Origin of the sequence: Streptomyces sp. NRRL S-37, assembly GCF_000721605.1 — a bacterium.
Lineage (GTDB): Bacteria > Actinomycetota > Actinomycetes > Streptomycetales > Streptomycetaceae > Streptomyces.
In genome coordinates this window covers 166,658-189,321 of sequence record NZ_JOIZ01000010.1, presented here as the reverse complement: position 1 = coordinate 189,321, position 22,664 = coordinate 166,658, and the positions used below count along the sequence as shown (strand labels likewise).

The following is a 22,664-nucleotide window of genomic DNA, read 5'->3' as shown; positions in this document are numbered from 1 at the left end:
GGTCAGGACTTCCGGGCCGCGCGCACCACGTCCGCGAGGGACCTCGGCTCGCGACCGGTCAGGTCGCCCACCGCGCCGCTGACACGGGCAAGAAACCCGCCGCGCGTCGACGCACCGAACGAGGTGAACAGTTCCGACACCGGATCCGGCAGGCCGGCTTCCTTGAGTCCGGTGGCGAACGCGTGGTCGTCGACGTCGACGAGTTCGACCTCGTGCCCGCCGATCTCGCGCGCGAGGTCCGCCAGATCGCGGGCGGTGACCGCCGCCGGGCCGGTGATGTCCAGGGCCCGGTTCTCGTACCCGTCCCGGGTGAGGACCGCCGCAGCCGCCGCCGCGCAGTCCTCCCGCGCGACGTACGCTGCTGCGCCGTCCCCGCTGTTGGTCACCAGCCGGCCCGTGGTGATGGCCTGTTCGATAACAGGGATCTGCAGGTGCGCGTACAGGTTGTTGCGCAGCATGGTCCATCGCAGCCCGCTCTCCCGCAGTGCCTGTTCCGTGCCGGCATGGTCGGCGACCACCACGGCGGGGTTGGCGGGCACCGGCTCGGGAACGGAGGTGTACGCGATGTGCGAGACCCCCGCCTCGGCCGCCGCCGCGACGGCTGCCCGATGCTGGTCGAGCCGGGAGCCCACCGCGTCGGTGGAGATGAGCAGGAGCCGTTCGACACCGGCGAACGCGGCCGCTGCGGTGCGAGGTTCGCCGAAATCGGCCTGCCGCACCCGCGCCCCGCGGTCTGCGAGGTCGGCGAGAGCATCGGGCGTACGCGTGGTGAGGACGACCTCACGCGGATCGAGGGCCCGCAGCACCAGTTCGGCGGTGGCGCGTCCGAGGGGGCCGGAAGCACCGGTGATGCCGATCATTGTTCCGCACCAATCTGTAGTCATTACAGTTACGATTTGAACTGTAGCCATGATGGCTACGGAATGGCAAGATGGTCGTATGGCCCGCTCCACCAACACCCAGTTCGCCGTCGCCGTTCATGTGCTGACCTATCTGGCCGACGTCACGGAGGGCCGCACCGTGAGCTCCGAGGAGCTCTCCGAGAGCACCAACGTCAACGCCGTCTACGTACGCCGCGTGCTCGGCCCGCTGCGGGACGCAGGCTTGGTGCGGTCACGGCCCGGCATCCACGGGGGCTGGCAGCTCACAGTGGACGCCGCGGACATCCGGCTCGACCGCGTCTGGTCGCTGCTCCAGGGAACCGACCGGGTACTCGGTCGGCACGAGCCTGCCCCGACCTGTGCGGTGGGCCGCACCGTACAGGGGAGTCTGGACACGCTCGACCGAACGGTCGCCGATGCGATGACGACCGAACTCGGGCGATTCACCGTCCGCGACGTACTGAGAGGACTGCCCACGCCGAAGCCATCGCCGCAAGGCGAGTAGCCTCGACAGGAGGTTCGACTTCCTCGACTTCACGGCTCGCCGGACGGACAGCTGCGTGTGGGTCTGTCAAACGAGCGGGTCTGTTCCGTAGTCGGTGGTGACGGTGGGTGCTCGTCTGTGATCATTGAGCGTGCATGATGCGAACACGCTTGTAGGGACGGTGTTTTCGGGGTTGTCGGCGTTGGTCATCGAGGATGTGGCGGACGGTGGCGAGATAGTCCGGGTTTCGGCTCGGACTCGGGATGTTCCCGTTCCCTGTCCGGTGTGCGGGGTGGTGACGGGGAAGGTCCACGGGTATCACGGCCGGACTGTGCGGGATGTGCCGGTCGACGGTCGGCAGGTCGTGGTCCGGGTGAGGATACGACGGCTGGTCTGTCCGGTCCTGGGCTGCAGGCGGCAGACCTTCCGAGAGCAGGTCCCCGGGCTCCTGGAGCGCCATCAGCGCCGCACCACACGCCTGACCGGTCAGCTCTCCGAGCTGGTCAAGGAGTTATGCGGCCGGGCGTCCGCCCGACTCGCCCGATCGCTGGCCGTGCCCGTGTCGTACGCCTCCGCCTTGCGGCTGCTGCGGCGGGTGCCCGTGCCGGCGGTGCGGATGCCGCGGGTGATCGGGGTCGACGACTTCGCCCTGCGGCGCCGGCAGAGCTACGCCACGATCGTCATCAACGCCGAGACCGGCCAGCGGATTGAGGTACTGCCTGGCCGCGAAGCCGCCACTCTGGAAGCCTGGCTGCGCGGGCATCCGGGCATCGAGGCCGTGTGCCGGGACGGATCGGCCACCTACGCCGAGGCGGTCCGCCGAGTCCTGCCCGATGCGGTCCAGATCAGCGACCGCCGGCATCTGTGGCACAACCTCGCCGAGGCCGTCCGCAAAGAAGTCGCAGAGCACAGCACCTGCTGGGCGAAAGCGGGCCCGCCCCCGGCCGAGGGGAGACAGGCCGCCACCACCCGCGAGCGCTGGCAGCAGGTGCACGCCCTGCGCGAGCGCGGAGTCGGCCTGCTGGAATGCGCACGGCGCCTGAACCTCGCCTCGAACACCGTCAAGCGCTACGACCGTGTCGCCGAGCCCGAGCGCCTCGTCCGTGCCCCCAAGTACCGGCCCACCCTCGTGGATCCCTACCGCGATCACCTGCGCCGACGCCGGCTGGAGAATCCGGCCGTCCCCGTCACCCATCTCCTCCAGGAAATCAGGGAACTGGGCTACACCGGCAGCTCGAACCTCTTGGTCCGCTACATCAACCAGGGCCGCGTCGAGGCCGACCGGCCCGCCCTCTCGCCCCGGCACCTGGCCCGCTACCTGCTCACCCGCCCCGACCGCCTCAAGAGTCACCAGCGGGAACGTATCGAGGCCGCCCGCGCTGCCTGCCACGAGATGACCGCTCTGGCCGACCTCATCCACCACTTCGCCGCGCTGCTGGATCCCGCCGACGGCAATGCCGTCCTGCTGAGCGCCTGGATCGCCTCGGCCCAGGCCGAGGACCTGCCCCACCTGCATGCCTTCACCCGGGGCCTGGAGAAGGACCGCGCCGCAGTCGACGCCGGCCTCACCCTGCCGCACCACAACGGCGGCACCGAAGGCGTGAACAACAAAACCAAGCTGATCAAGCGCCAGATGTACGGCCGCGCAAGCTTTCCCCTCCTCCGCCACCGCATCCTCCTGGGCTGACCACACCCACCGTCACCACCGACTACGGAACAGACCCGCTCGTTTGACAGACCCTCTGGTGGACAGGGCACAGCACGACATCGACCGCGCACTCGCCGACGATCTCAACGAGCGCTGACGACCCGGCTGACTGTTCATCGGCGTCGCCGCGGCCGTCCTGAACCGGCCGCGCCTGACAACCCGCGGCGCGCCACTGCTGTGCGCGGGCATGCACCACCGCGCCGCTGAGTTCGCCGTTGTCATCGCGACAGGAGTGGTGGCTACCCGACCCCGTAGAGAGTCGCCAGATCAACCAGGAGCAGATCTTCGCGGCCGGCCGCGGACTCGATCAGGTCCGGGTAGAACCCGTGCAGGGAGAACAGGGCCAGCGTGGTGCCCGTGGTGTCGTAACCCTGATCGGTGAGCAGACCGCGGATGTGCTCCAGACGTTGCAGATCGCCGGTGCCGCGGCGGGCGGCGGTGGCCTTGGCCTCGCCGAGGAGCGCGATCCGGGCGCGGGGGGCCTGCGGGCGTTCACCCAGGGCCAGGGCGATGACGTCCACCTCGTGCTTGGTGCGGGCCGCGGGGTCGGCCACTTCGGTGGTGCCGACCGGGCCGGGCAGACCGCCGGGAAGCAGGGTGTGGGCGTAGCGGCGGGTGAAGGTGCGGGCGAGGTCCTCAAAGTGCGGGCCGAGGATCTTGGAGTTGAAGGTCGGCGCGGCGGCCTGCCACGCCTCCTCGGCGAAGCCCTGTTCGACGATGGCCGCCTGCGGCAGGGTGATCAGCTGATTGAAGCGGATGACGGGGTCGGCCAGGGTGATGACGGGGTGGCGGGGACGCAGGATGTCCTGCTCGCGCTGGATGTAGCCGGTGGACTCCAGGACGTCGAGCGGGTGGGTGACGGCATTGCGCTGTCGTTCCAGGGCCGCGCCGATCTTGGTGGGGGTGGTGGCGCCCTGGGCGATCGCCGTAAGGATGTCGTAGTAGAGGGTGTGCTGGGTGATCCGCGGATCCTCGCGCAGCAGATACTCCGTCTCCGTGCGCGAGTACACCGCCCGCCCCGGGTCCAGGAGCGTCCGCGTCAGCCAGGAGGCGAAGCCATCGTTCGGGTGCGGGCGGGCCGCCACCGGCCGGTAACCGGGAGCGCCACCGAGGACGGCGTGCACCCGCAGGGCGGTCAGCGGATCGTCGATCCGCCAGAACGCACGGCTGGCCCGGTAGTCGAAAGCCCCCAGCCTCAGATCGATCACCGCACGGCCGCGCAACGGTTTCGTCCCCGACAGCAGTTCATGCATGACGCTCATCGCGGACCCGCACAGGATCACCCGCGCTCCGGGTCCGGCCCCGGCGCCCCGCTGACGCTCGTCATAGAGCTGCTGCAGCAGGCCAGGGATCTCAGGAGAGTGCTGGAGGAGATACGGCAACTCGTCGATCACCAACAACGGAGTCCGCGAACGCGCAGTGACATCGAGGGCGTTGGACAGGACCTCACGCCAGTCGGTCAACCGAAGCGTGCCGGGCCGCAGACCCGCGTGGGCCGCGATGGCGTCGCTGAACCGCCGGATCGCCGGCAACCGCCCTTCCTCCCGCACCGCGGTGACGTACAGACCCCCGACCCGTTCCGACAGCGCCTGCAGGAGATACGACTTCCCGTGCCGCCTGCGCCCCGACACGATCCCCAGACGCATCGCCGGATCCGGGTCCGTGACGAACTCGGACAGCAGATCCCACTCACGATCACGGTCGACCACGTCCCCGGGCTTGGCAAGCACGCTCTCGTCCACCGGAACTCCCCACCAGCCTGGATCGACCACGACATGTCTAAGTCTACTTAGACAGAATCCGTCCAGCTTGACTTTACTGTGCCCGACAGCAGAGATCACTGGCGGTGATCGTCGCAGAGCTGTGTCAGCGGCTCCCGAATCACGGCTACTGGCGAGGACAGCCGCTCGACATCGTCGACGTAGCGGCGTCCCACGTACAGATGCGCCTCGTCGCCGAGACTGCCGAGACGTCGTGACACCTGCACGGCCAGCGGGCTCAGACCGAAGTAGCTGCTCCTGGTGCTGTCGAACGTCTGTGCCGCGGTTCTCACTCCACCACACTCAGGACACTCCGCATCGAGGTACTGAGCGGTGGTGGAGCCCGGTCGTCGGGAGATTCCCGGACGCCTGCGCGGCAGGGGTGCCTATGCCTTGCGTACGGCGTTCAGGCAGCGGGCGGCGTGGGCGTGCAGGGCGTCGGTGAGTTCGGGTGGTGCGTCGGTGAGAGTGAAATCGGCGTCGACCGAGGTGATCATCCAGGCGAGGTCACGGGGGTTGTCGGCGCCCAGGTGCAGTAGGCAGCTGTCATCGTCGACGGGTTCGACGACGCCCATGCCGGGCCAGATGCGGTCGGTGACCGCTGCGGCGGACTCGTGCAGGGTGATGGTGGCCTGGAACGGCCAGGTCCGCGATGACAGCTGGTGGGCCAGATAGGTGGCCACGTCGGTGTCGGGGAGTTCGCGGGGGGTGAACCGCGGTCCAGTCGGCGTGCGCGGAGTGAGTCTGTCGACGCGGAAGGTGCGCCAGTCGGTGCGGTCGGTGTCCCAGGCGACCAGGTACCAGTGGCGGTCGAAGCTGACGAGACTGTGCGGCTCGACCAAGCGCGTGCTGCGGCTGCGGCGAGGGCTGACGTAGTCGAAGCGCAGTCGCTCGCGTCGGCGGCACGCCTCTGCGATGGCCATGAGGGTGTCCGCGGAGACCTTGGGAGTCGGGGCTGCGCCGGCCCGGACAGTAGCGGTGTGCAGGGTGCTCACTCGGTACCGCAGCCGGGGTGGGAGCATCTGCTCGAGCTTGGCGAGCGCGCGCATCGAGGACCCTTCGATGCCGGCGACCGAGCCACCGGCCGACGTGCGCAGGCCGACGACGACGGCGACGGCCTCGTCGTCGTCGAGCAGCAGTGGCGGCAGCGTGGTCCCGGCCCCGAGCCGGTAGCCCGCAGTGCCCTGGGTGGCGTGCACCGGGTAGCCGAGCACACGCAGCCGCTCCACATCACGGCGCAGGGTGCGCCGGCTGACGCCGAGGCGTTCGGCGAGTTCGGCCCCGGACCGGTCGCGGTGGGTCTGCAACAGGGAGAGCAGCTTCAACAGCCGCCCGGAGGTCTCCAGCATGCCGTAAGACTGCCGGAAGGTGAGGACCGAAACTGACCTAAGCGAGTCCTAGTGTCGCAGCCATGGCGAACACGACACCCAGCAGTATCCGCTCCTTCCACCTCGACATACCGCAGGCCCAGCTCGATGATCTGCAAGCCCGCCTGGCCGCCACCCGCTGGCCGGATGAGCTGCCCGGTGTCGGCTGGAGCCGCGGCGTTCCGGTGGACTACCTGAAGGATCTGGCCGAGTACTGGCGCACTGCCTACGACTGGCGGGCGCACGAGGCGGAACTCAACACGTTCCCTCAGTACATGACCGCCATCGACGGGCAGAACATCCACTTCCTGCATGTGCGCTCTCCCAGGGCCGATGCCACACCGCTGATGCTGCTGCACGGCTGGCCGGGCTCGGTGGTGGACTTCCTCGACGTCATCGGGCCGCTGTCCGGCCCCGGTACGCACGGAGGTGCTCCGGCCGACGCGTTCCACCTGGTCATCCCCTCGCTGCCGGGATTCGCCCTCTCCACCCCACTGGCCGGACCGGGCATGGACACGGCTCGGATGGCCGGGGCGTTCACCCAGCTGATGGCCCGCCTCGGCTACACGCGCTACGGCGTTCAGGGCTACGACACCGGCTCATGGGTCGCCCTGGAGATGGGCAAGCAGGCACCGGACCACGTGATCGGCGTCCACGTCAACGCCATGATCACATTTCCCGCCGGGGCAGAGGGCGAGATGGACGGCCTGACGGAGGCCGAACAGCGACGATGGCATCGGATGCAGAACTTCAACGACGGTTACCTGCAGTGCAACTCCAAACGACCGCAGACCGTGGCTTACGCCCTCACCGACTCCCCTGTCGGCCAGCTGGCTTGGACCGTGGAGAAATTCAAGGAGCTCACCGACCCGGAAGACGCACTGCCCGAGAACAGCATCCACCGGGACCGCATCCTGACCGAGGTCTCGCTGTACTGGCTGACCGCCACCGCCGCCTCAGCAGCCCAGGTCTACTACGAGGAGATGTCCGCGAGCACCTGGAGCGAAGCCGCAGCCGACGACTGGACTGCCCCCGGCACGGCGCACGACGCCGGGTGGAGCGACGGTCAGGACGGCTGGGCAGCCGGTCCACAGGGGACCGTGCCCACCGCCGTGCTGCTCTCCGCCCACGATGTGACCATCCGCCGCTGGGCCGAACGCGACCACAACATCGTGCGGTGGACCGAACTCGACCGTGGCGGCCACTTCCTCGCGATGGAAGCCCCGGAACTGCTCGTCGGCGACGTCCGCGAGTTCTTCGGCAAGGTGCGCTGACAGGGAGGGGCCATCCCTTCCTGGGTGTCCGTGCCGCCGCGGTCGATGCGTTCAGGGGCGCAGGGACAGTGGTCGGCTGTCCTGTGGCGATCGACGGTCGGGTCGGTTCATGCCTGGAACTCGGTGAGGTCGATGGCGTGAACGCGCAGTGGACAGCCGTACACCGGGTGGGCCGTCTCCCGCTCGGGCGCCATGCCGAGCTTGCGGATGACGTTCTCGGAGGCGTTGTCCCCCACCCGGCTGATGCTGATGACACGGTCCAGGCCGCGGTCCTGGAGTGCGAACTCCAGTGTGGCGTGCGCGGCTTCGGACGCGTATCCCTGGCCCCAGAACGGTGAGCCGAGCCGCCAGCCGATCGCCACGGCGGGCATCACCTCCGGCAGGAACCCGGGCACGGACAGCCCCGTGAAACCGATCAGTTCGCCCGAGGCCAGCAGCTCGACGGCGAAGAGCCCGAAGCCCTCCTCGTCCCACTCCTCCTCCCACCGCTCGATGTCCTCGGCCGTACGGTCCAGGTCGCGCACCGAGCCGTCGTCGACCCAGCGCATGACCCGTGGGTCCGCGTTGATGTCCGCCATCGGCGCGAGGTCGTCGTCGTGCCAGCTGCGGAGGAGAAGACGGGGTGTGCGGATCTCGGTCATGCGCCCATCCTGCCGAAGGCGGGCACCGCATCGGTAATCCGGCGCTCGCCCGCCCTGCCGCTCCGGAACCGCAACGCGTCAGGCCCTTGCACCGCACACCGTGGCGGGGGAAACGTCGGGCCGACGGCCGGGCGGACGACGTGCCGCTTCGACAGCGCGGTCGAGGGGCCAGACCCGATTTCAAGGAGCGCCATCATTCTGGCGGCTCCCAGGACAACGAGGCCGACGCAATCAGCACACGTCAACCCGAGACCTGTCGCCGTATGACCCGAGCCCGAAGAACAGCCCTGACGCGCTGCTCGACGGATTGAGCCCGGCAAGTCGATCCACCCGCGCCACTTGATCCAGGGCGACCACCCCACGCTCCGTCAGGAACAGCGCCGAGCGAGCGTCAAGACATTTCCCGAACCCGTCTCGTACGGAGTTGAGGCAGAACGTTCCAGCCCCCGCCCCCGCTGCGAAACCGCAGGCGGGTCACGTGGCTGGAACCTACGACATGCTCCACGCGGTGGACTTCGGAGAACAGGTCGAGCACCACCGACCACACTGGAAGGCCCAAGGAAGTCGCAGGTCAGAGCCCCTTTGTAGCAGGCTCCAGAATTGCCACGCACTCCACATGGTGCGTCATCGGGAACAGGTCGAACACCCGCAGCGTCCGCACCCGGTACCCCCCGTCCCGGAAGTACGCCAGGTCCCGTGCCAGCGCCGCCGGGTCGCAGGCGACGTACGCGATGCGGCGGGCGCCCAGGGAGGACAGGTGCTGCACCGTCTTGCGGCCGGCGCCCGCGCGCGGCGGGTCGAGGACGACGAGGTCGACCTCGTCGATCCCCGTGCGGGGCAGGACGGACTCGACCTTGCCCTGTTCGATACGGACGCGGGGGAAGTCCGCGAGGTTGTGGCGGGCGTCCTCGACCGCGCGCTTGCCGGACTCGATGCCGAGCACCGCGCCCGCCTCGCCGACCCGGTCGGCCAGGGCACCCGCGAACAGGCCGACGCCGCAGTAGAGGTCGAGGGCCATGTCGCCCTTGCGGGGCAGCAGGCCCTGCATGACGGCGGTGACGAGGGTGTCGGCGGCCTTCGGGTGGACCTGCCAGAAGCCGCCGCCGGCGACCCGGTGGGTGCGGCCGTCGGCGCGTTCGCGGACGAAGGGGCGGCCGTGGACGCGGTGGAGCTGTCCGGAACGCTCGTCGACGCGCATGACGGAGACCGGGCGGTCGAGTTCGACCAGGGGGAGGCGGGCGCCCGGCTTGGGGGTGAGGACGACCTGGCGGTCCTGGGAGCCCGTCGCGGCGATCGCCTCGACGGAGTCCATGCCCGTCCAGTCCCGCTTCTCGATGCCCAGCTCGCTGACCCCATCCGCGGCGATCATGCAGTGGTCGATCGGCTCGACCTCGTGCGAGCGGTGCCGGCGCAGTCCCGCGCGGCCGTCGGCGGTGACGGCGTACTGCACGCGTGTGCGCCACGCCGGGACCTGGCCGGCGGGGACCTTGTCGCCCTCGGCCGGCATCACCGTGCCGTCCCAGCCGGCCTCCTCGGGGGTGAGCCCGGCCAGGCGCTGGAGCTGCTCGGCGACGACCTCGCCCTTCAGTCGACGCTGGGCGCCCGGCTTGGCGTGCTGCCAGTCGCAGCCGCCGCAGCGGCCGGGACCGGCGTAGGGGCAGGGGGCGTCGATGCGGTCCTTGGAGGCGTCCAGCACCCGCACCGCGTCCGCGCGGAGGAAGCGGGCCCCCTCCTCGCCCTCCGTGACCTGCGCGACGACCCGTTCGCCGGGCAGCGCGTGCCGGACGAAGAGGACCTGGCCCTCGGAGGTGCGGGCGATGCAGTGGCCGCCGTGGGCGACGGGGCCGATCTCGACCTCGTACTCCTCCCCCACCAGTGATTTCCTCGGTTCTGCCTGCATGGCGGGGTGACTCCACAACATCGAGAGCGGAAAGGCCCGTGCGGGCCGGGACGACAGCCCACCAGTCTACGTGTGCGAGGAGGAGTCCTTCGCCCGCTCCGCCGGACCGCGGCGCACCGAGCCGGGGGCGGCCCAGTCCTGCCGCCGGCGGGCGCGCTGCTTGGCCGCCTCGGAGGACTGGAGCTGGTACGGCACCGAGGTCACCATCACGCCGGGCGTGAACAGCAGCCGGCCCTTGAGCCGCAGCGCGCTCTGGTTGTGCAGCAGGTGCTCGTACCAGTGGCCGACCACGTACTCGGGGATGATCACGGAGACCACATCGCGCGGGGACTCCTTGCGCAGGCCCTTGACGTAGTCGATGACCGGGCGCGTGACCTCGCGGTACGGCGAGTCGAGCACCTTCAGGGGTACGTCGATGCCGCGCCGTTCCCACTCCGCGCGGAGCGCCTTGGTGTCGGCCGGGTCCACGTTGACGCTGAGCGCCTCCAGGCTGTCGGAGCGCATCAGCTTGGCGTAGCCGAGGGCGCGCAGCGCGGGCCGGTGGATCTTGGAGATCAGGACGACCGAGTGGACGCGGGAGGGCCGTGCCAGGTCGTCACCGGGCGTCTCCGGGGCGGCGATCTCCTCGGCGACGCGGTCGTAGTGCCTACGGATCGCCGTCATCGTCGCGTAGAAGATGCACATGCCGAGCAGCGCGACCCAGGCGCCGTGGGTGAACTTGGTGACGAGGACGACGACCAGGACCAGGCCGGTGAAGAAGGCGCCGAAGGTGTTGATGGCCCGGGAGCGGATCATGTGGCGACGCTTGGCCTGGTCCTTCTCGGTGGTCAGCAGCCGGTTCCAGTGACGGACCATGCCGGTCTGGCTGAGCGTGAAGGACACGAACACGCCGACGATGTAGAGCTGGATCAGCCGCGTGGAGTCCGCTCCGTAGACCCACACCAGCAAGGCGGCGGCGCCGGCGAGCAGCACGATGCCGTTGGAGAAGGCGAGGCGGTCGCCGCGCGTGTGGAGCTGGCGGGGGAGGTAGCGGTCCTGGGCGAGGATCGAGCCGAGCAGCGGGAAGCCGTTGTAGGCGGTGTTCGCGGCGAGGAACAGCACCAGTGCGGTGGCGGCGGCGAGGATCATGAACAGGAGGCTGCCGTGGCCGAAGACGGCCTCGGCGACCTGGGAGATCACCGGGTCCTGGACGTAGCCCGCGCCGAGCGGGGCGCCGTCGTGGATCAGGTCCTTGGCGGGGTTCTCGGCCATGCGGACGTCGGTGGCGGCGGCCAGCGCGATGATGCCGCAGAACATGGTGACGGCGAGCAGGCCCATCATGGCGAGCGTGGTCGCGGCATTGCGCGACTTGGGCTTGCGGAAGGCCGGTACGCCGTTGGAAATCGCCTCGACGCCGGTGAGCGCGGCGCAGCCGGAGGAGAAGGCGCGCAGGAGGAGGAAGACCAGGGCGAAGCCGGCGAGTCCGGGGTGTTCGGGCTTGATCTCGAAGTCGGCGGTCGGTGCCCGCATGTCGTCGCCGAGCACGATCCCGCGGAAGGCACCCCAGGCGATCATGGTGAAGACGCCGGCGACGAAGACGTAGGTGGGGATCGCGAAGAGCGTGCCCGACTCCCTGACCCCCCGCAGGTTCATCAGCGTCAGCAGCACGATCACGCCGATCGCGCAGGCCACCTTGTTCTCGACGACGAACGGGATCGCCGAGCCGAGGTTCTCGATGCCGGAGGAGATCGACACGGCGACGGTGAGGACGTAGTCGACGAGCAGGGCGCTGGCGACGGTCAGTCCGGCCCGGGGGCCGAGGTTGGTGGTGGCCACCTCGTAGTCGCCGCCGCCGCTCGGGTACTCGTGGACGTTCTGGCGGTAGGAGGCGACCACGGTGAACATCAGCACGACGACCGCGACGGCGATCCAGGGGCTGAAGTGGTACGCCGACAGGCCCGCGATCGACAGGACCAGCAGTACCTCGCCGGGGGCGTACGCCACGGAGGAGAGCGGGTCGGAGGCGAAGACGGGCAGGGCGACACGCTTCGGCAGGAGCGTTTCACCCAGTCGGTCACTGCGCAGTGCGCGCCCGATAAGAATCCGTTTGGGCACGTCGGTCAATTTGGACACAGCAGTGGATCGTAAGCCTTCGGACCGGGGGCGGCCCAACCACCACCCCATATCCATACGGCTTCCATACGGCCTCTGCTCTCCGGGTGAAATCACCGGTGACCGGACCGGGGATTCGGCAGGTCGGGGCAGTTCCATGCCTATATGACCAGTCCGGCCGTAGTCGCCACGCCCCGTGGAGGTTCTCATGTATCCGACCGCAGAACTGATCGGCGCCGCGGCCGCCCTCGTCGGTCTCGGGATCCTCACGCTGGCGAGCGTGCGCAGCATCACGCGCCGCTGACCGCCCGGGGGACCTGTCCGGCGACTCCTGCGAGCAGTTCCTCCGGTCCGATGGCGGCCACCCGCGTCGACGGCACCGTGCAGGCGTACGCCCCCGCCACCGCCCCGAGCCGGGCGCAGTGGAGGGCGTCTTCGCCACCGAGCCGGCCGTACAGGAAGGCGGCCGCGAAGGCGTCGCCGGCCCCGTTGGAGTCGACGGCCGGTGCCGGGGGCTCGGCTGCGGGGACGTGGGTCAGCTCGTCGTCGGCGAGCAGGTACGCGCCCTCGGCGCCCGCGGTGGCGACGACGGTCCGGGCCCGGCCCCGCGCGGCGATCCGGCGCATGACGGGCTCCGGGTCGGCCAGGGCGGCGGCGGAGAGGAAGACGAGGTCCGCGACGAGGGCGAAGGGCTCGTGGTAGGGGTTGACGCCGTCCCAGTCGTGCAGGTCGGTCGAGATCGTCACGCCCGCCTCGCGCAGCAGGGGCAGGGCGTCGGCGCACGGCTGGGTGATGACGACGTGGGCGTGCCGGCTGACGGCGGCCAGTTCGCGCACCGTCTCCTCGGGCAGCCGGTCCGTCTCGGACCAGCGGGTCGCGTCGTACAGGGAGAGCCTGCGGCCGTCGGGGCCGACCAGGTTGACGGCGCGCTTGGTGCCGCACGGCTGCGGTACGGCGGTGAGCGCGATGCCGTGGTCGCGGTGCAGGGCGCGGACGAGGTCGCCCTCGTGGTCGTCGCCGATCAGGTCGAGGTGGTGGGTGCGCAGGCCGAGGGCGCTGGTGCCGAGGGCGACGAAGTCGCCGCTCTGTCCCGCGCGGGTGACGATGCCCGGCCGGATCATGTGGCTGTCGGCGGGCGGTACGGGCAGTTCGGGCACGTGCACGATCGTGTCCACGCCCGCGCCGCCCAGGACGAGGACGTCGATTTCGGCGGTCATGGCCGGCTCTCTCCTTGCTCCGGGCATCGGTCGCGCCCGGGTGGTGCGGATGCGTCGGACCCGGCGCGCACGCGGCGACCGGGCCCCGGAGGGCGTCGGGACCGCGATCCCCCGGCATGATGTTGCCTGGCGGCCCGTACTCAGGCCGCGATGTTTGCCTGGCGAGCCGAAAGAGAGACATGAGCACGAAGGTCATGAAGGTCGAACGGCCTGCAGGAAGCGCGGTGTGACGCGATGCATATTGTCATCATGGGCTGCGGAAGGGTGGGTTCCGACCTGGCCCAGACCCTGGAGGAACAGGGACACACGGTCGCCGTGATCGACCAGGACCCCACCGCCTTCCGCCGGCTGGGCTCCTCGTTCGGCGGCCGCCGGGTCACCGGGGTCGGTTTCGACCAGGACACCCTGCGCGAGGCGGGCATCGAGGAGGCGGGCGCCTTCGCCGCCGTCTCCAGCGGCGACAACTCCAACATCATCGCCGCGCGGGTGGCCCGCGAGATGTTCGGCATCGAGAACGTCGCCGCCCGCATCTACGACCCCCGCCGCGCGGAGGTCTACCAGCGCCTGGGCATCCCCACGGTGGCGACCGTGCGCTGGACGGCCGACCAGATGCTGCGCCGGCTGCTCCCCTCGGGCGCCGAGCCGCTGTGGCGCGACCCCACCGGCGGGGTCCAGCTCGCCGAGGTGCACACCTCCACGGCCTGGGTGGGACACAGGATCAGCAGGCTGCAGGACGAGACCGGCGTGCGTGTGGCCTTCCTGACCCGGCTCGGCGAGGCGATGCTGCCGAGCTCGCAGACCGTGCTGCAGGAGGGCGACCTGGTGCATGTGATGATGCGCACCGACGAGATCGACCGCGTCGAGGCGGCGTTCGCCAAGGGTCCCGAAGAGGAGGGCGGTCACTGATGAGGGTCGCCATTGCCGGAGCCGGCGCCGTCGGCCGCTCGATCGCGGGCGAGCTGCTGGAGAACGGCCACGAGGTCCTGCTGATCGACAAGGCGCCGACCGCCATCTCGGTGGAGCGCGTGCCGCAGGCGGAGTGGCTGCTCGCCGACGCCTGCGAGATCACCTCCCTGGACGAGGCGGCGCTCCAGCGCTGCAACGTCGTCATCGCCGCGACCGGCGACGACAAGGTCAACCTGGTCGTCTCGCTGCTCGCCAAGACCGAGTACGGCGTCCCGCGCGTCGTCGCCCGGGTGAACAACCCGAAGAACGAGTGGCTGTTCAACGAGTCCTGGGGCGTGGACGTCGCCGTCTCCACCCCGCGTCTGATGTCGGCCCTCGTGGAGGAGGCGGTGAGCGTCGGTGACCTGGTCCGGCTGCTGCGCTTCAGCCACGGCGACGCCAACCTGGTCGAGCTGACCCTGCCGGAGGAGTCGGCGCTGGCCGGCACGCAGGTCGGGGACGTCCAGTGGCCGCAGGACACCTCGCTGGTCACCATCATCCGCGGTACGCGCGTCCTGACGCCGACCCGGGACGACTCCCTGGAGGCCGGCGACGAACTCCTCTTCGTGGCCGCCCAGGCGCGTGAGGAGCAGCTGGAGGACCTGCTCTCGGTGCGCAAGGAGCCGTAGAGGAAGGGGGCGCCCGGAGAACTCCGGGCGCCCCCTTCTTTCGTACGGAAGTACGGAAGTGTGGAAGTACGGACTAGGACTCGCGGCGGTGACGGCCGGCCGTCGTCGTCCCGCCGTTCTCCCGCGCGGCGGCGGCCTTGCGCTCCTCCTCCGCGCGTTCCTCCGCCTCCATCTCGGCGAAGACGTCGATCGGCGGCGGCGCCTTCGCCAGGAACACCCAGGTCAGGTACACCGCCAGCAGGAACGGCGGGATCTTCAGCGCGATCAGCACCCAGCCCAGCTGGGTCGTGTCCGCCCACCAGTACAGCGGGAACAGGATCGCGCTCTTGCCGAGCAGGATCAGCCCCCACGCCCAGCTGGCCTTGGTGTACGCCTTCTTGCGGCCGGGGTTGCGGGTGCGCCAGGAGAGGTTCTCCTTGAAGACGGGGCCCAGCATCAGACCGATCAGCGGGACGCCCGCCAGCGCCGTGACGATGTACGCCAGGGCCAGGCCCAGCGTGTACAGCATGCCCGGCAGGTAGAAGTCCTTGGCGTTGCCGGTCATCATCGCGAAGACCACGCCGAAGGCCACGCCGAAGACGCCGCTGAAGGCGTGCTTGACGGTGTCCTTCATCGCCAGCCGGACCACGACCATCACCAGCGCCACGGCGAGGGCCGCGATCGCCGACATGTGCAGGTCCTTGTTGACCGTGTAGATGCTGACGAAGAGCAGCCCGGGGAGCACCGTCTCGACCATGCCCCGCACCCCGCCGAACGCCTCGAAGAGGGCGGCTTCGGTCACCGCCCTGGCGTCGTCCGCGGATGTGTCTTCGGTTGTCGGCTTGTCGAGTGACGTCACCGGCTACTCCCGTCCGAGGGGTCTCAGTTCGTATTTCGGATTGAACAGCACCCGGCGGCCCTGGCTCATCGAGATCCGGCCTGATGCGATCAGCTTGCGCCCCGGCTCTATCCCTACGATGGAGCGCCTGCCGAGCCACACCACGTCGAGCGCGGCGGAGCCGTCGAACAGCTCGGCCTCCAGGGCCGGAACCCCCGCGCGCGGCCGCAGCGTGACCGTGCGCAAGGTACCAGTAACCGTGACGATCTGCCGGTCGCGGCAGTCGCCTATCCGCGTACAGCCGGCCGTCTCGGCGTCCTCGCGCAGCTCCTCGGACTCCAGGTCCTCCTGAGACGAGGAGAGCCGGTCGAGCATGCGCCGGAACCGGCCTGCCGGCTTCTCGGATCGAGGAACAGCACTCATATCTGAAGCGTACCGGGGTGCACTGACGGTCACGTACCCCCTGCCGCCCCGCTCCGAACGGCCCTTTCCCGGCCACCCCGCGCGGGGACGCCCCTGACCTTCACTTCTCGAAGCGGTACCCCATGCCCGGCTCCGTGATCAGGTGCTTCGGATGTGACGGATCCGCCTCCAGCTTCCGCCGCAGCTGCGCCATGTACACGCGCAGGTAGTTCGTCTCCGTGCCGTACGACGGCCCCCACACCTCCTTCAGCAGCTGTTTCTGCGCCACCAGCCGGCCGCCGGCCCGCACCAGCACCTCCAGCAGATGCCATTCGGTGGGGGTCAGCCGTACGTCCCTGCCGTCGCGGTTGACCTTCTTCGCGGCCAGGTCGACGGTGAACCCGGCGGTCTCCACCACCACGTCCCCCCCGTCGCCGGCGGGCTCCGCGCGGCGCACGGCGGCCCGCAGCCGGGCCAGCAGTTCGTCCATGCCGAAGGGCTTGGTGACGTAGTCGTCGGCGCCCGCGTCCAGCGCCTGGACCTTCTCGCCGGAGGCGTGCCGCGCGGACAGCACCAGGACCGGCACCCGGCTCCAGCCCCGCAGCTCCCTGAGCACGTCGACCCCGTCCATGTCGGGCAGGCCGAGGTCGAGGACGACGACGTCGGGATGGCGGGCGGCGGCCGCGCGGAGGGCGCCGGCGCCGTCGTGGGCGGAGTCGACCTCGTACGAGCGTGCCCTGAGGTTGATCACCAGGGCGCGCACGATGGCCGGGTCGTCGTCGACCACCAGGACACGGGTCATGAGGGCTGCCTTTCGTGTTCCGCGGTCTCTTCCGCGACTGCCGGTGCTCCCGCGGCGTACAGGGTGAGCGCCATGGTGAGGCCGCCGCCGGGGGTGTCCTCGGCGTTCAGCGTGCCGCCCATGGCCTCGGCGAAGCCCCGGGCGACCGCCAGGCCGAGACCGACCCCGGCCCCGCGCGGGGCGTCGCCGTGCCGCTGGAAGGGTTCGAAGATGCGGTCCTTGGCCTCGTCGGGGACGCCGGGGCCGCGGTCCACCACCCGCACCTCGACCCGGTCGGCGAGGGCGCTGGCGGCGACCAGGACGGACTGGCCGGGGGGACTGTACTTGACGGCGTTCTCGATCACGTTGGCCATCGCCCGCTCCAGCAGTCCCGGGTCGACGGCGACCATGGGCAGGGCCTCGGGGATGTCCAGGGCGACGCTGCCCTCGGGCACCCCGCCGAGCGCCCTCGGCACCACCTCGTCCAGGTCGATCTCACGGATCAGGGGGGTGACCGTGCCGGTGTGCAGCCGGGACATGTCCAGCAGGTTGCCCACCAGGTGGTCCAGGCGGTCGGCGCCGCCCTCGATGCCCTCCAGCAGCTCGGCCCGGTCCTCGGGGGACCACTCGACGTCCTCGGAGCGCAGCGAGGAGACGGCGGCCTTGATCCCGGCCAGCGGGGTGCGCAGGTCGTGGCTGACGGCGGCCAGCAGGGCGGTGCGGATGCGGTTGCCCTCGGCGAGGGCGTGGGCCCGCCCGGCCTGCTCGCGCAGCCGGCGGCGGTCCAGGACGACGGCGGCCTGCGCGGCGAAGGCGGCCAGCACCCTGCGGTCCTCGGCGGGCGGCACCCGGCCGGTCAGCGCCAGCGCCATGTGGTCGCCGACCGGCACCTCCACGTCCGCGTCCTCGGGCCGTTCGACCGGGCGTCCGCGCCCCGCCCGGCCGGCGCAGGTCCACGGCTCGACGTCGCCCGCGCGTTCGAGAAGGGCGGCGGACTCCATGCCGAAGGTCTCCCGGACCCGCTCCAGCAGGTCCTCCAGGCCCGTCTCGCCGCGCAGCACGTTCCCGGCGAGGAAGGACAGGATCTCCGACTCGGCGCGCAGCCGGGCCGCCTGGTGGGTGCGCCGGGCCGCGAGGTCCACCACGGACGCCACCGCCGCGCCGACCGCGACGAAGATCACGATGGCGACGATGTTCTTGGGGTCGGAGACGGTCCAGCGGTGCAGGGGCGGGGTGTAGAAGTAGTTCAGCAGCAGTGAGCCGACCGCCGCGGAGGCCAGGGCCGGCCAGAGCCCGCCGAGCAGGGCCGCCGCCACCGTCAGGGCCAGGAACAGCAGCATGTCGTTGGCGAGCCCCAGGTCCACGGCGCTGAGCAGCACCGCCACCGCCGCCGGTCCCGCCACGCCGACCGCCCAGCCCCAGGCCAGCCGGGAACGCCCGAGCCGCGCGCCGCGGGCGCCGGGCAGCCCGCGGCCCTTGGCGACCTCCTCGTGGGTGACGATGTGCACGTCCAGGTCGGGCCCGGAGTCCCGGGCGACGGTCGCGCCGACGCCGGGTCCGAGGACGTACTGCCAGGCCGGGCGGCGCGAGGAGCCGAGCACGATCTGGGTGGCGTTGGCCCCGCGGGCGAAGGCGAGCAGGTCGGCCGGGATGTCGTCGCCGACGACGTGGTGGAAGGTGCCGCCGAGGTCCTCCACCAGGGTGCGCTGCTCGACCAGCTCCCCGGGCGATGCCGCGGTGAGCCCGTCGCTGCGGGAGATGTAGACGGCGAGCAGTTCGCCGCCGGCGCCCTTCTCCGCCAGCCGCGCGGCCCGCCTGAGCAGGGTGCGGCCCTCCGGACCGCCGGTCAGGCCGACGACGATCCGCTCGCGGGAGCCCCATATCGCCGAGACCTCGTGCTCGCTGCGGTAGCGCTGGAGGTGGGCGTCGACCCGGTCGGCCACCCACAGCAGCGCCAGCTCCCTGAGCGCGGTGAGGTTGCCGGGGCGGAAGTAGTTGGACAGGGCGGCGTCGACCTTGTCCGGCTGGTAGATGTTGCCGTGCGCCATGCGGCGGCGCAGCGCCTCGGGCGTCATGTCGACCAGCTCGATCTGGTCCGCCCGCCGCACCACCTCGTCGGGTACGGTCTCCCGCTCCCGTACGCCGGTGATCGACTCCACGACGTCGCCCAGCGACTCCAGGTGCTGGATGTTGACCGTGGCCAGGACGTCGATCCCGGCCGTGAGCAGCTCCTCCACGTCCTGCCAGCGCTTGGCGTTGCGCGAGCCGGGGGCGTTGGTGTGGGCGAGTTCGTCGACGAGGGCCACCCGGGGGCGGCGGGCGAGGACGGCGTCGAGGTCCATCTCCCTCAGAACGGTCCCGCGGTGCTCGACGTCCCGGTGCGGGATCCGCTCCAGTCCGTGCAGCAGCGCCTCGGTGCGGGGCCTGCCGTGCGGTTCGGCGAAGGCGACCACGCAGTCGGTGCCGCGTCCGGCACGGCGGTGCGCCTCGGAGAGCATCGCGTACGTCTTGCCGACGCCCGGTGCCGCACCGAGGTGGATCCGAAGGCTGCCGCGTCCCATGGCCCCATTGTCTTCCCCCGTGACGCCCGGCCGGGCGCGGGGCCCCGCGAAGGTCAGTGCTCGGTGATCTCGCCGTCGCTCAGCTCCAGGACGCGGTCGGCGAGGTTGAGGAGGGTGGGGTCGTGGGTGGCGACGAGCGCGGTGACGTGCTCGCTGCGGACGACCGCGCGCAGCAGCTCCATCACGGCGTGCCCGGTCTCCGCGTCGAGCTGGCCGGTCGGCTCGTCGGCGATGAGGAGGGAGGGGCTGTTGGCGAGGGCTCGGGCGATGGCGACCCGCTGCTGCTGTCCGCCGGAGAGTTCGCCGGGCCGCTGGGCGGCGTGGTCGGCGAGGCCGACGAGGGACAGCAGCAGGTCGACGCGTTCCTCGCGCTCGCGCGGGCCGGCGCGGCGCAGCCGCAGCGGGACGCCGACGTTCTCGGCCGCGGTGAGGATGGGGATGAGGCCGAAGGACTGGAAGACGAAGCCGACGTGGTCCCGGCGCAGGGCGAGCAGCCCGTTCTCGTCGAGGCCGGCGAGGTCGCGTCCGTCGACGTGGACCCGTCCCCGGTCGGGGGTGTCGAGGCCGCCGACGATGTTCAGGAGGGTGGTCTTGCCGGATCCGGAGCGGCCCTTGAGGGCGACCAGTTCGCCGCGCGGGATCTCGAAGGAGACACCGCGCAGCGCGTGGACGGCGGCGGCTCCGGTGCCGTACGACTTGTGCACGTCCTCGACGCGCACCATGGTCTCGGTGACCACCTGGCTCATCCTGACCGCCCTCCCCCGTGGACCGGACGTCAGTATCCCCGGCCGGCGCCCGGTCGATCAACGTCTCAGGCCGGGTTGTCCCCGTGGGTGAGGGTCTCCCAGGCGACGAAGAGGTTGTTGCTGCCGGAGGGGCGGGTGCGTTCGGTGAGCTCCTGGGTGTGGGTCATGGCGTGGCCGAGGCGGTTGTGCAGGGCGTTGTAGCCGACCTCGGTGACCGGGCCCAGGCCGAGGTGCAGGGAGCCGCCGCACAGCCGGCTCGGGACGGCCGCGCCCTGCTCGTACTTCGCCTGGAAGCCGAGGGCGTGCCGCAGCCGTTCGCCGACGTCGGTGCCGCACAGGTCCCGGCCCTGGATGCGGCCAGCCTCCCGAGGCGATAGGTCCGAACCAACGCCTCGTCACGGGTCCGCGTGCGGAGAGCGTCGGGAGGCCCGCGCGGGGGCGGGCCGCCGCCCCCGCGACGTCGAAAGGCACGCGCGGAAAAGGACCGCACCCCTTGGCGGGGTGCGGCCCTTCGACCGGTCTGCTAGCGGACCTCGGTGATCTCCGGTCCGCGCTGGAGCTGGCCCATGCCTCCGGCGAAGCGGGAGGCGCCCTCCTCCTGCTGCACGTTCTCCGGAACCATCTGCGCGTCGTTCGGCAGCTTCAGGACGATCGGGTCGCGCGGGGCCATCGGGCCCTCACCGCGCACCACGACCGTGTCCCGGAAGATCTGCTCCAGCAGCCCGGCGGCCTGCGGCTGTACCGCGCCCTGGCCCGAGATCACCCCGCGCAGGAACCAGCGGGGGCCGTCCACGCCGACGAACCGCACGACCTGGAAGCCGCCGGTGCCGTCCGGCAGCTGCACCGGCACCTGGGCCCGCAGCTCCCAGCCCAGCGGGCCCTCGACCTCGTCGATGATACCGCCCTGCTGGGTGATGCCGGCCGCGATCTCTTCGCGCACCTCACCCCAGATGCCCTCGCGCTTGGGCGCGGCGAAGGCCTGGAGCTGGATGGCGCTGTCCCGCAGCACGACGGTGGCCGCGACGATCGCGTCGCCCGCGACCTCCACCCGCAGCTCCATGCCGTCGACACCGGGCACGAAGAGGCCGCCCAGGTCGACCCGGCCCTCGCCGGGCGCGGTGACCTCGCTGCTGTCCCAGGGCCCGTCGGGCCTCGGCGCCGGCTCGAGCCTCAGCCGCTCGGCCTCCTCGCCCGCCTCAGCGTCGACACCGTCGACGACCTGCTCGGCCTCGCCGGCCGCACCGTCGGCGGCACCCTTCTTCTTGCGACGTCCGAACACGTCACTGTCCTTCCCGGTCGGATACGACCGAAGCGTATCGATTCCCACCCGCTGTACCGCCCGTGGCGGCCTGAACGCTTGTGCCGCTCTTACCTTCTTCCACCGCGGCATGGCCGCCGGTGGACCCGAAGCCCCCCTCGGCCCGGGCCGAGGGGGGAAGCTCCGCGACCGACACGAAGCGGACCCTCTCGACCTGCTGGACGACCAGTTGGGCAATCCGGTCGAAGCGCTCGAACCGCACGGTCTCGCGCGGGTCGAGATTCACCACGATCACCTTGATCTCCCCACGGTACCCGGCATCAACCGTCCCCGGGGCATTCACCAGGGCGACGCCGCAGCGGGCGGCGAGTCCGGATCGCGGGTGCACGAAGGCCGCGTACCCCTCGGGCAGCGCCACAGACACCCCCGTGGGCAGGACGGCGCGCTCACCGGGGGCCAGTTCGCGGGCCTCGGTGGTCCGCAGATCGGCTCCCGCGTCCCCCGGGTGCTCGTACGCCGGAAGCGGTACGTCCGGGTCGACACGCCGGATCAGCACCTCGAGCGCGCCGGGGCGGGACCCGCTCACGGGTTCACCTCGAAGGCGCGGACGCGGCGGACCTGGTCGGGGTCCTCCATGACGGCCCGGATCTCCTCCTGGCGGCCGTGGTCGACGAAGTGGTCGACCTTGACCTCGACGAACAGGGCGTCGGCGCGGACCGCGACCGGCCCGTCGGGGCCGCCGACGCGTCCGGTGGCGGTGCAGTAGATCTTCCGGCCGGCCACCGCCGTCACCTCGGCCTGGAGATGCAGCACGGTGCCGACCGGCACGGGCCGGACGAAGTCGGTCTCCAGCCTGCCGGTCACCGCGATCGTGCGCAGCAGCCAGTTCAGCGAGCCGAGCGCCTCGTCCAGGGCGGTGGCGAGGACCCCGCCGTGCGCGAGTCCCGGGGCGCCCTGGTGGGCGGGCCGCACGGTGAACTCGGCGGTGATCGACACGCCTTCCCCGGCGCGGGCCTCGAGGTGCAGTCCGTGGGGCTGCTCGCCGCCACAGCCGAAACACTGGCCGTAGTGGGCGCCGAGGAGCTCGCCGGGCGCGGGAGCGTCGGGGTGACGCACCGGTGTCACGGCGTCGGCCGGGGGCTGAAGAGCTGCGGAAGTACCACTCACAGGCGCAGACCTTACCCGCGCGTGAGCCCCGGCCC

General features: G+C 71.0%; 21 protein-coding genes and 1 pseudogene. 5 read left to right on the top strand and 17 right to left on the bottom strand.

The features are described 5' to 3' along the window. Positions 1-2 precede the first annotated feature (2 nt). Complete coding sequence (locus IH50_RS0117070; RefSeq protein ID WP_234328181.1) at positions 3-884, bottom strand: NAD(P)H-binding protein; 882 nt, start codon at positions 882-884, stop codon at positions 3-5. A gap of 55 nt (positions 885-939) precedes the next feature. Between IH50_RS0117070 and IH50_RS0117065 the strand changes: the two genes are divergently transcribed. Both IH50_RS0117065 and IH50_RS0117060 read left to right on the top strand, forming a co-directional pair. After that, positions 940-1,386 carry an Rrf2 family transcriptional regulator gene (locus IH50_RS0117065; protein WP_030862259.1) on the top strand — a complete coding sequence of 149 codons (447 nt, stop codon included), beginning with the start codon at positions 940-942 and terminating at the stop codon, positions 1,384-1,386. A gap of 130 nt (positions 1,387-1,516) precedes the next feature. Continuing rightward, positions 1,517-3,052, top strand: coding sequence for an ISL3 family transposase (locus tag IH50_RS0117060; RefSeq protein WP_030862257.1), 1,536 nt, complete (start codon positions 1,517-1,519; stop codon positions 3,050-3,052). Positions 3,053-3,312: 260 nt separating this feature from the next. Here IH50_RS0117060 and IH50_RS0117055 read toward each other — a convergent pair whose 3' ends face one another. The 3 genes from IH50_RS0117055 to IH50_RS0117045 form a co-directional block, all read right to left on the bottom strand. Next, the gene (locus tag IH50_RS0117055; protein ID WP_030862256.1) at positions 3,313-4,815 is read right to left on the bottom strand and encodes an AAA family ATPase; all 1,503 of its coding nucleotides are present in this window, start codon (positions 4,813-4,815) and stop codon (positions 3,313-3,315) included. A 95-nt stretch (positions 4,816-4,910) separates the two neighbouring features. Further along, on the bottom strand, positions 4,911-5,126 hold the full coding sequence (locus tag IH50_RS0117050) for a hypothetical protein (RefSeq protein WP_030862252.1): 216 nt from the start codon (positions 5,124-5,126) through the stop codon (positions 4,911-4,913). A gap of 93 nt (positions 5,127-5,219) precedes the next feature. Then, positions 5,220-6,182: a helix-turn-helix transcriptional regulator gene (locus IH50_RS0117045; protein ID WP_030862247.1), complete on the bottom strand. Its 963-nt coding sequence runs from the start codon at positions 6,180-6,182 to the stop codon at positions 5,220-5,222. 62 nt (positions 6,183-6,244) lie between these two features. Here IH50_RS0117045 and IH50_RS0117040 point away from each other — a divergent pair, with 62 nt between their 5' ends. Continuing rightward, complete coding sequence (locus IH50_RS0117040; RefSeq protein ID WP_030862245.1) at positions 6,245-7,474, top strand: epoxide hydrolase family protein; 1,230 nt, start codon at positions 6,245-6,247, stop codon at positions 7,472-7,474. A gap of 107 nt (positions 7,475-7,581) precedes the next feature. Here IH50_RS0117040 and IH50_RS0117035 read toward each other — a convergent pair whose 3' ends face one another. The 4 genes from IH50_RS0117035 to IH50_RS0117015 all read right to left on the bottom strand — a co-directional run bounded on the left by IH50_RS0117035 (position 7,582) and on the right by IH50_RS0117015 (position 13,323). After that, the gene (locus IH50_RS0117035; RefSeq protein ID WP_030862242.1) at positions 7,582-8,115 is read right to left on the bottom strand and encodes a GNAT family N-acetyltransferase; all 534 of its coding nucleotides are present in this window, start codon (positions 8,113-8,115) and stop codon (positions 7,582-7,584) included. Positions 8,116-8,686: 571 nt separating this feature from the next. Next, complete coding sequence (locus IH50_RS0117030; RefSeq protein ID WP_078913996.1) at positions 8,687-10,015, bottom strand: class I SAM-dependent RNA methyltransferase; 1,329 nt, start codon at positions 10,013-10,015, stop codon at positions 8,687-8,689. Between the two features lie 66 nt (positions 10,016-10,081). Next, complete coding sequence (locus IH50_RS0117025; RefSeq protein ID WP_030862237.1) at positions 10,082-12,127, bottom strand: APC family permease; 2,046 nt, start codon at positions 12,125-12,127, stop codon at positions 10,082-10,084. Positions 12,128-12,396: 269 nt separating this feature from the next. After that, on the bottom strand, positions 12,397-13,323 hold the full coding sequence (locus IH50_RS0117015; protein WP_030862234.1) for a PfkB family carbohydrate kinase: 927 nt from the start codon (positions 13,321-13,323) through the stop codon (positions 12,397-12,399). A gap of 234 nt (positions 13,324-13,557) precedes the next feature. Here IH50_RS0117015 and IH50_RS0117010 point away from each other — a divergent pair, with 234 nt between their 5' ends. Both IH50_RS0117010 and IH50_RS0117005 read left to right on the top strand, forming a co-directional pair. Next, on the top strand, positions 13,558-14,229 hold the full coding sequence (locus tag IH50_RS0117010; RefSeq protein ID WP_030862231.1) for a potassium channel family protein: 672 nt from the start codon (positions 13,558-13,560) through the stop codon (positions 14,227-14,229). Continuing rightward, complete coding sequence (locus IH50_RS0117005) at positions 14,229-14,897, top strand: potassium channel family protein (RefSeq protein WP_030862227.1); 669 nt, start codon at positions 14,229-14,231, stop codon at positions 14,895-14,897. The genes IH50_RS0117010 and IH50_RS0117005 overlap by 1 nt, the downstream gene beginning before the upstream one ends. 73 nt (positions 14,898-14,970) lie before the next feature. On the opposite strand, the gene IH50_RS0117000 is transcribed toward IH50_RS0117005, so the two are convergent. The 9 genes and pseudogenes from IH50_RS0117000 to IH50_RS0116960 form a co-directional block, all read right to left on the bottom strand. Further along, positions 14,971-15,735: a DUF3159 domain-containing protein gene (locus IH50_RS0117000; RefSeq protein WP_030862224.1), complete on the bottom strand. Its 765-nt coding sequence runs from the start codon at positions 15,733-15,735 to the stop codon at positions 14,971-14,973. A gap of 3 nt (positions 15,736-15,738) precedes the next feature. Next, a complete protein-coding gene (locus IH50_RS0116995) occupies positions 15,739-16,137 on the bottom strand; it encodes an OB-fold nucleic acid binding domain-containing protein (protein WP_078913995.1) in 399 nt (132 codons plus the stop codon). 100 nt (positions 16,138-16,237) lie between these two features. Next, a complete protein-coding gene (locus IH50_RS0116990; protein ID WP_030862218.1) occupies positions 16,238-16,918 on the bottom strand; it encodes a response regulator in 681 nt (226 codons plus the stop codon). Next, a complete protein-coding gene (locus tag IH50_RS0116985) occupies positions 16,915-19,458 on the bottom strand; it encodes a sensor histidine kinase (RefSeq protein ID WP_030862215.1) in 2,544 nt (847 codons plus the stop codon). The genes IH50_RS0116990 and IH50_RS0116985 overlap by 4 nt, the downstream gene beginning before the upstream one ends. A 53-nt stretch (positions 19,459-19,511) precedes the next feature. Further along, positions 19,512-20,204, bottom strand: a complete 693-nt coding sequence (locus IH50_RS0116980; RefSeq protein ID WP_030862212.1) for an ABC transporter ATP-binding protein — start codon at positions 20,202-20,204, stop codon at positions 19,512-19,514. Between the two features lie 65 nt (positions 20,205-20,269). Then, a pseudogene (locus tag IH50_RS39825) lies at positions 20,270-20,569 on the bottom strand (hypothetical protein); the annotation flags it as partial. Between the two features lie 158 nt (positions 20,570-20,727). Further along, on the bottom strand, positions 20,728-21,483 hold the full coding sequence (locus tag IH50_RS0116970; RefSeq protein WP_030862209.1) for a DUF3710 domain-containing protein: 756 nt from the start codon (positions 21,481-21,483) through the stop codon (positions 20,728-20,730). Between the two features lies 1 nt (position 21,484). Then, a complete protein-coding gene (dut, locus tag IH50_RS0116965; protein WP_030862205.1) occupies positions 21,485-22,048 on the bottom strand; it encodes a dUTP diphosphatase in 564 nt (187 codons plus the stop codon). Beyond that, positions 22,045-22,629, bottom strand: a complete 585-nt coding sequence (locus IH50_RS0116960) for a PaaI family thioesterase (RefSeq protein WP_030862202.1) — start codon at positions 22,627-22,629, stop codon at positions 22,045-22,047. Before IH50_RS0116960 ends, dut begins: the two co-directional genes overlap by 4 nt. Positions 22,630-22,664: the final 35 nt, after the last annotated feature.

Excerpts from the sequence above, each read along its gene's own strand:
- IH50_RS0116990 (WP_030862218.1), bottom strand. The coding sequence starts at position 16,918 with ATGACCCGTGTCCTGGTGGTCGACGACGACCCGGCCATCGTGCGCGCC.
- IH50_RS0117005 (WP_030862227.1), top strand. The coding sequence starts at position 14,229 with ATGAGGGTCGCCATTGCCGGAGCCGGCGCCGTCGGCCGCTCGATCGCG.
- IH50_RS0117035 (WP_030862242.1), bottom strand. The coding sequence starts at position 8,115 with ATGACCGAGATCCGCACACCCCGTCTTCTCCTCCGCAGCTGGCACGAC.
- IH50_RS0117045 (WP_030862247.1), bottom strand. The coding sequence starts at position 6,182 with ATGCTGGAGACCTCCGGGCGGCTGTTGAAGCTGCTCTCCCTGTTGCAG.
- IH50_RS0116995 (WP_078913995.1), bottom strand. The coding sequence starts at position 16,137 with ATGAGTGCTGTTCCTCGATCCGAGAAGCCGGCAGGCCGGTTCCGGCGC.
- IH50_RS0116980 (WP_030862212.1), bottom strand. The coding sequence starts at position 20,204 with ATGAGCCAGGTGGTCACCGAGACCATGGTGCGCGTCGAGGACGTGCAC.
- IH50_RS0117040 (WP_030862245.1), top strand. The coding sequence starts at position 6,245 with ATGGCGAACACGACACCCAGCAGTATCCGCTCCTTCCACCTCGACATA.
- IH50_RS0117015 (WP_030862234.1), bottom strand. The coding sequence starts at position 13,323 with ATGACCGCCGAAATCGACGTCCTCGTCCTGGGCGGCGCGGGCGTGGAC.
- IH50_RS0117065 (WP_030862259.1), top strand. The coding sequence starts at position 940 with ATGGCCCGCTCCACCAACACCCAGTTCGCCGTCGCCGTTCATGTGCTG.
- IH50_RS0117030 (WP_078913996.1), bottom strand. The coding sequence starts at position 10,015 with ATGCAGGCAGAACCGAGGAAATCACTGGTGGGGGAGGAGTACGAGGTC.
- IH50_RS0117010 (WP_030862231.1), top strand. The coding sequence starts at position 13,558 with ATGCATATTGTCATCATGGGCTGCGGAAGGGTGGGTTCCGACCTGGCC.
- IH50_RS0117070 (WP_234328181.1), bottom strand. The coding sequence starts at position 884 with ATGACTACAGATTGGTGCGGAACAATGATCGGCATCACCGGTGCTTCC.
- IH50_RS0116985 (WP_030862215.1), bottom strand. The coding sequence starts at position 19,458 with ATGGGACGCGGCAGCCTTCGGATCCACCTCGGTGCGGCACCGGGCGTC.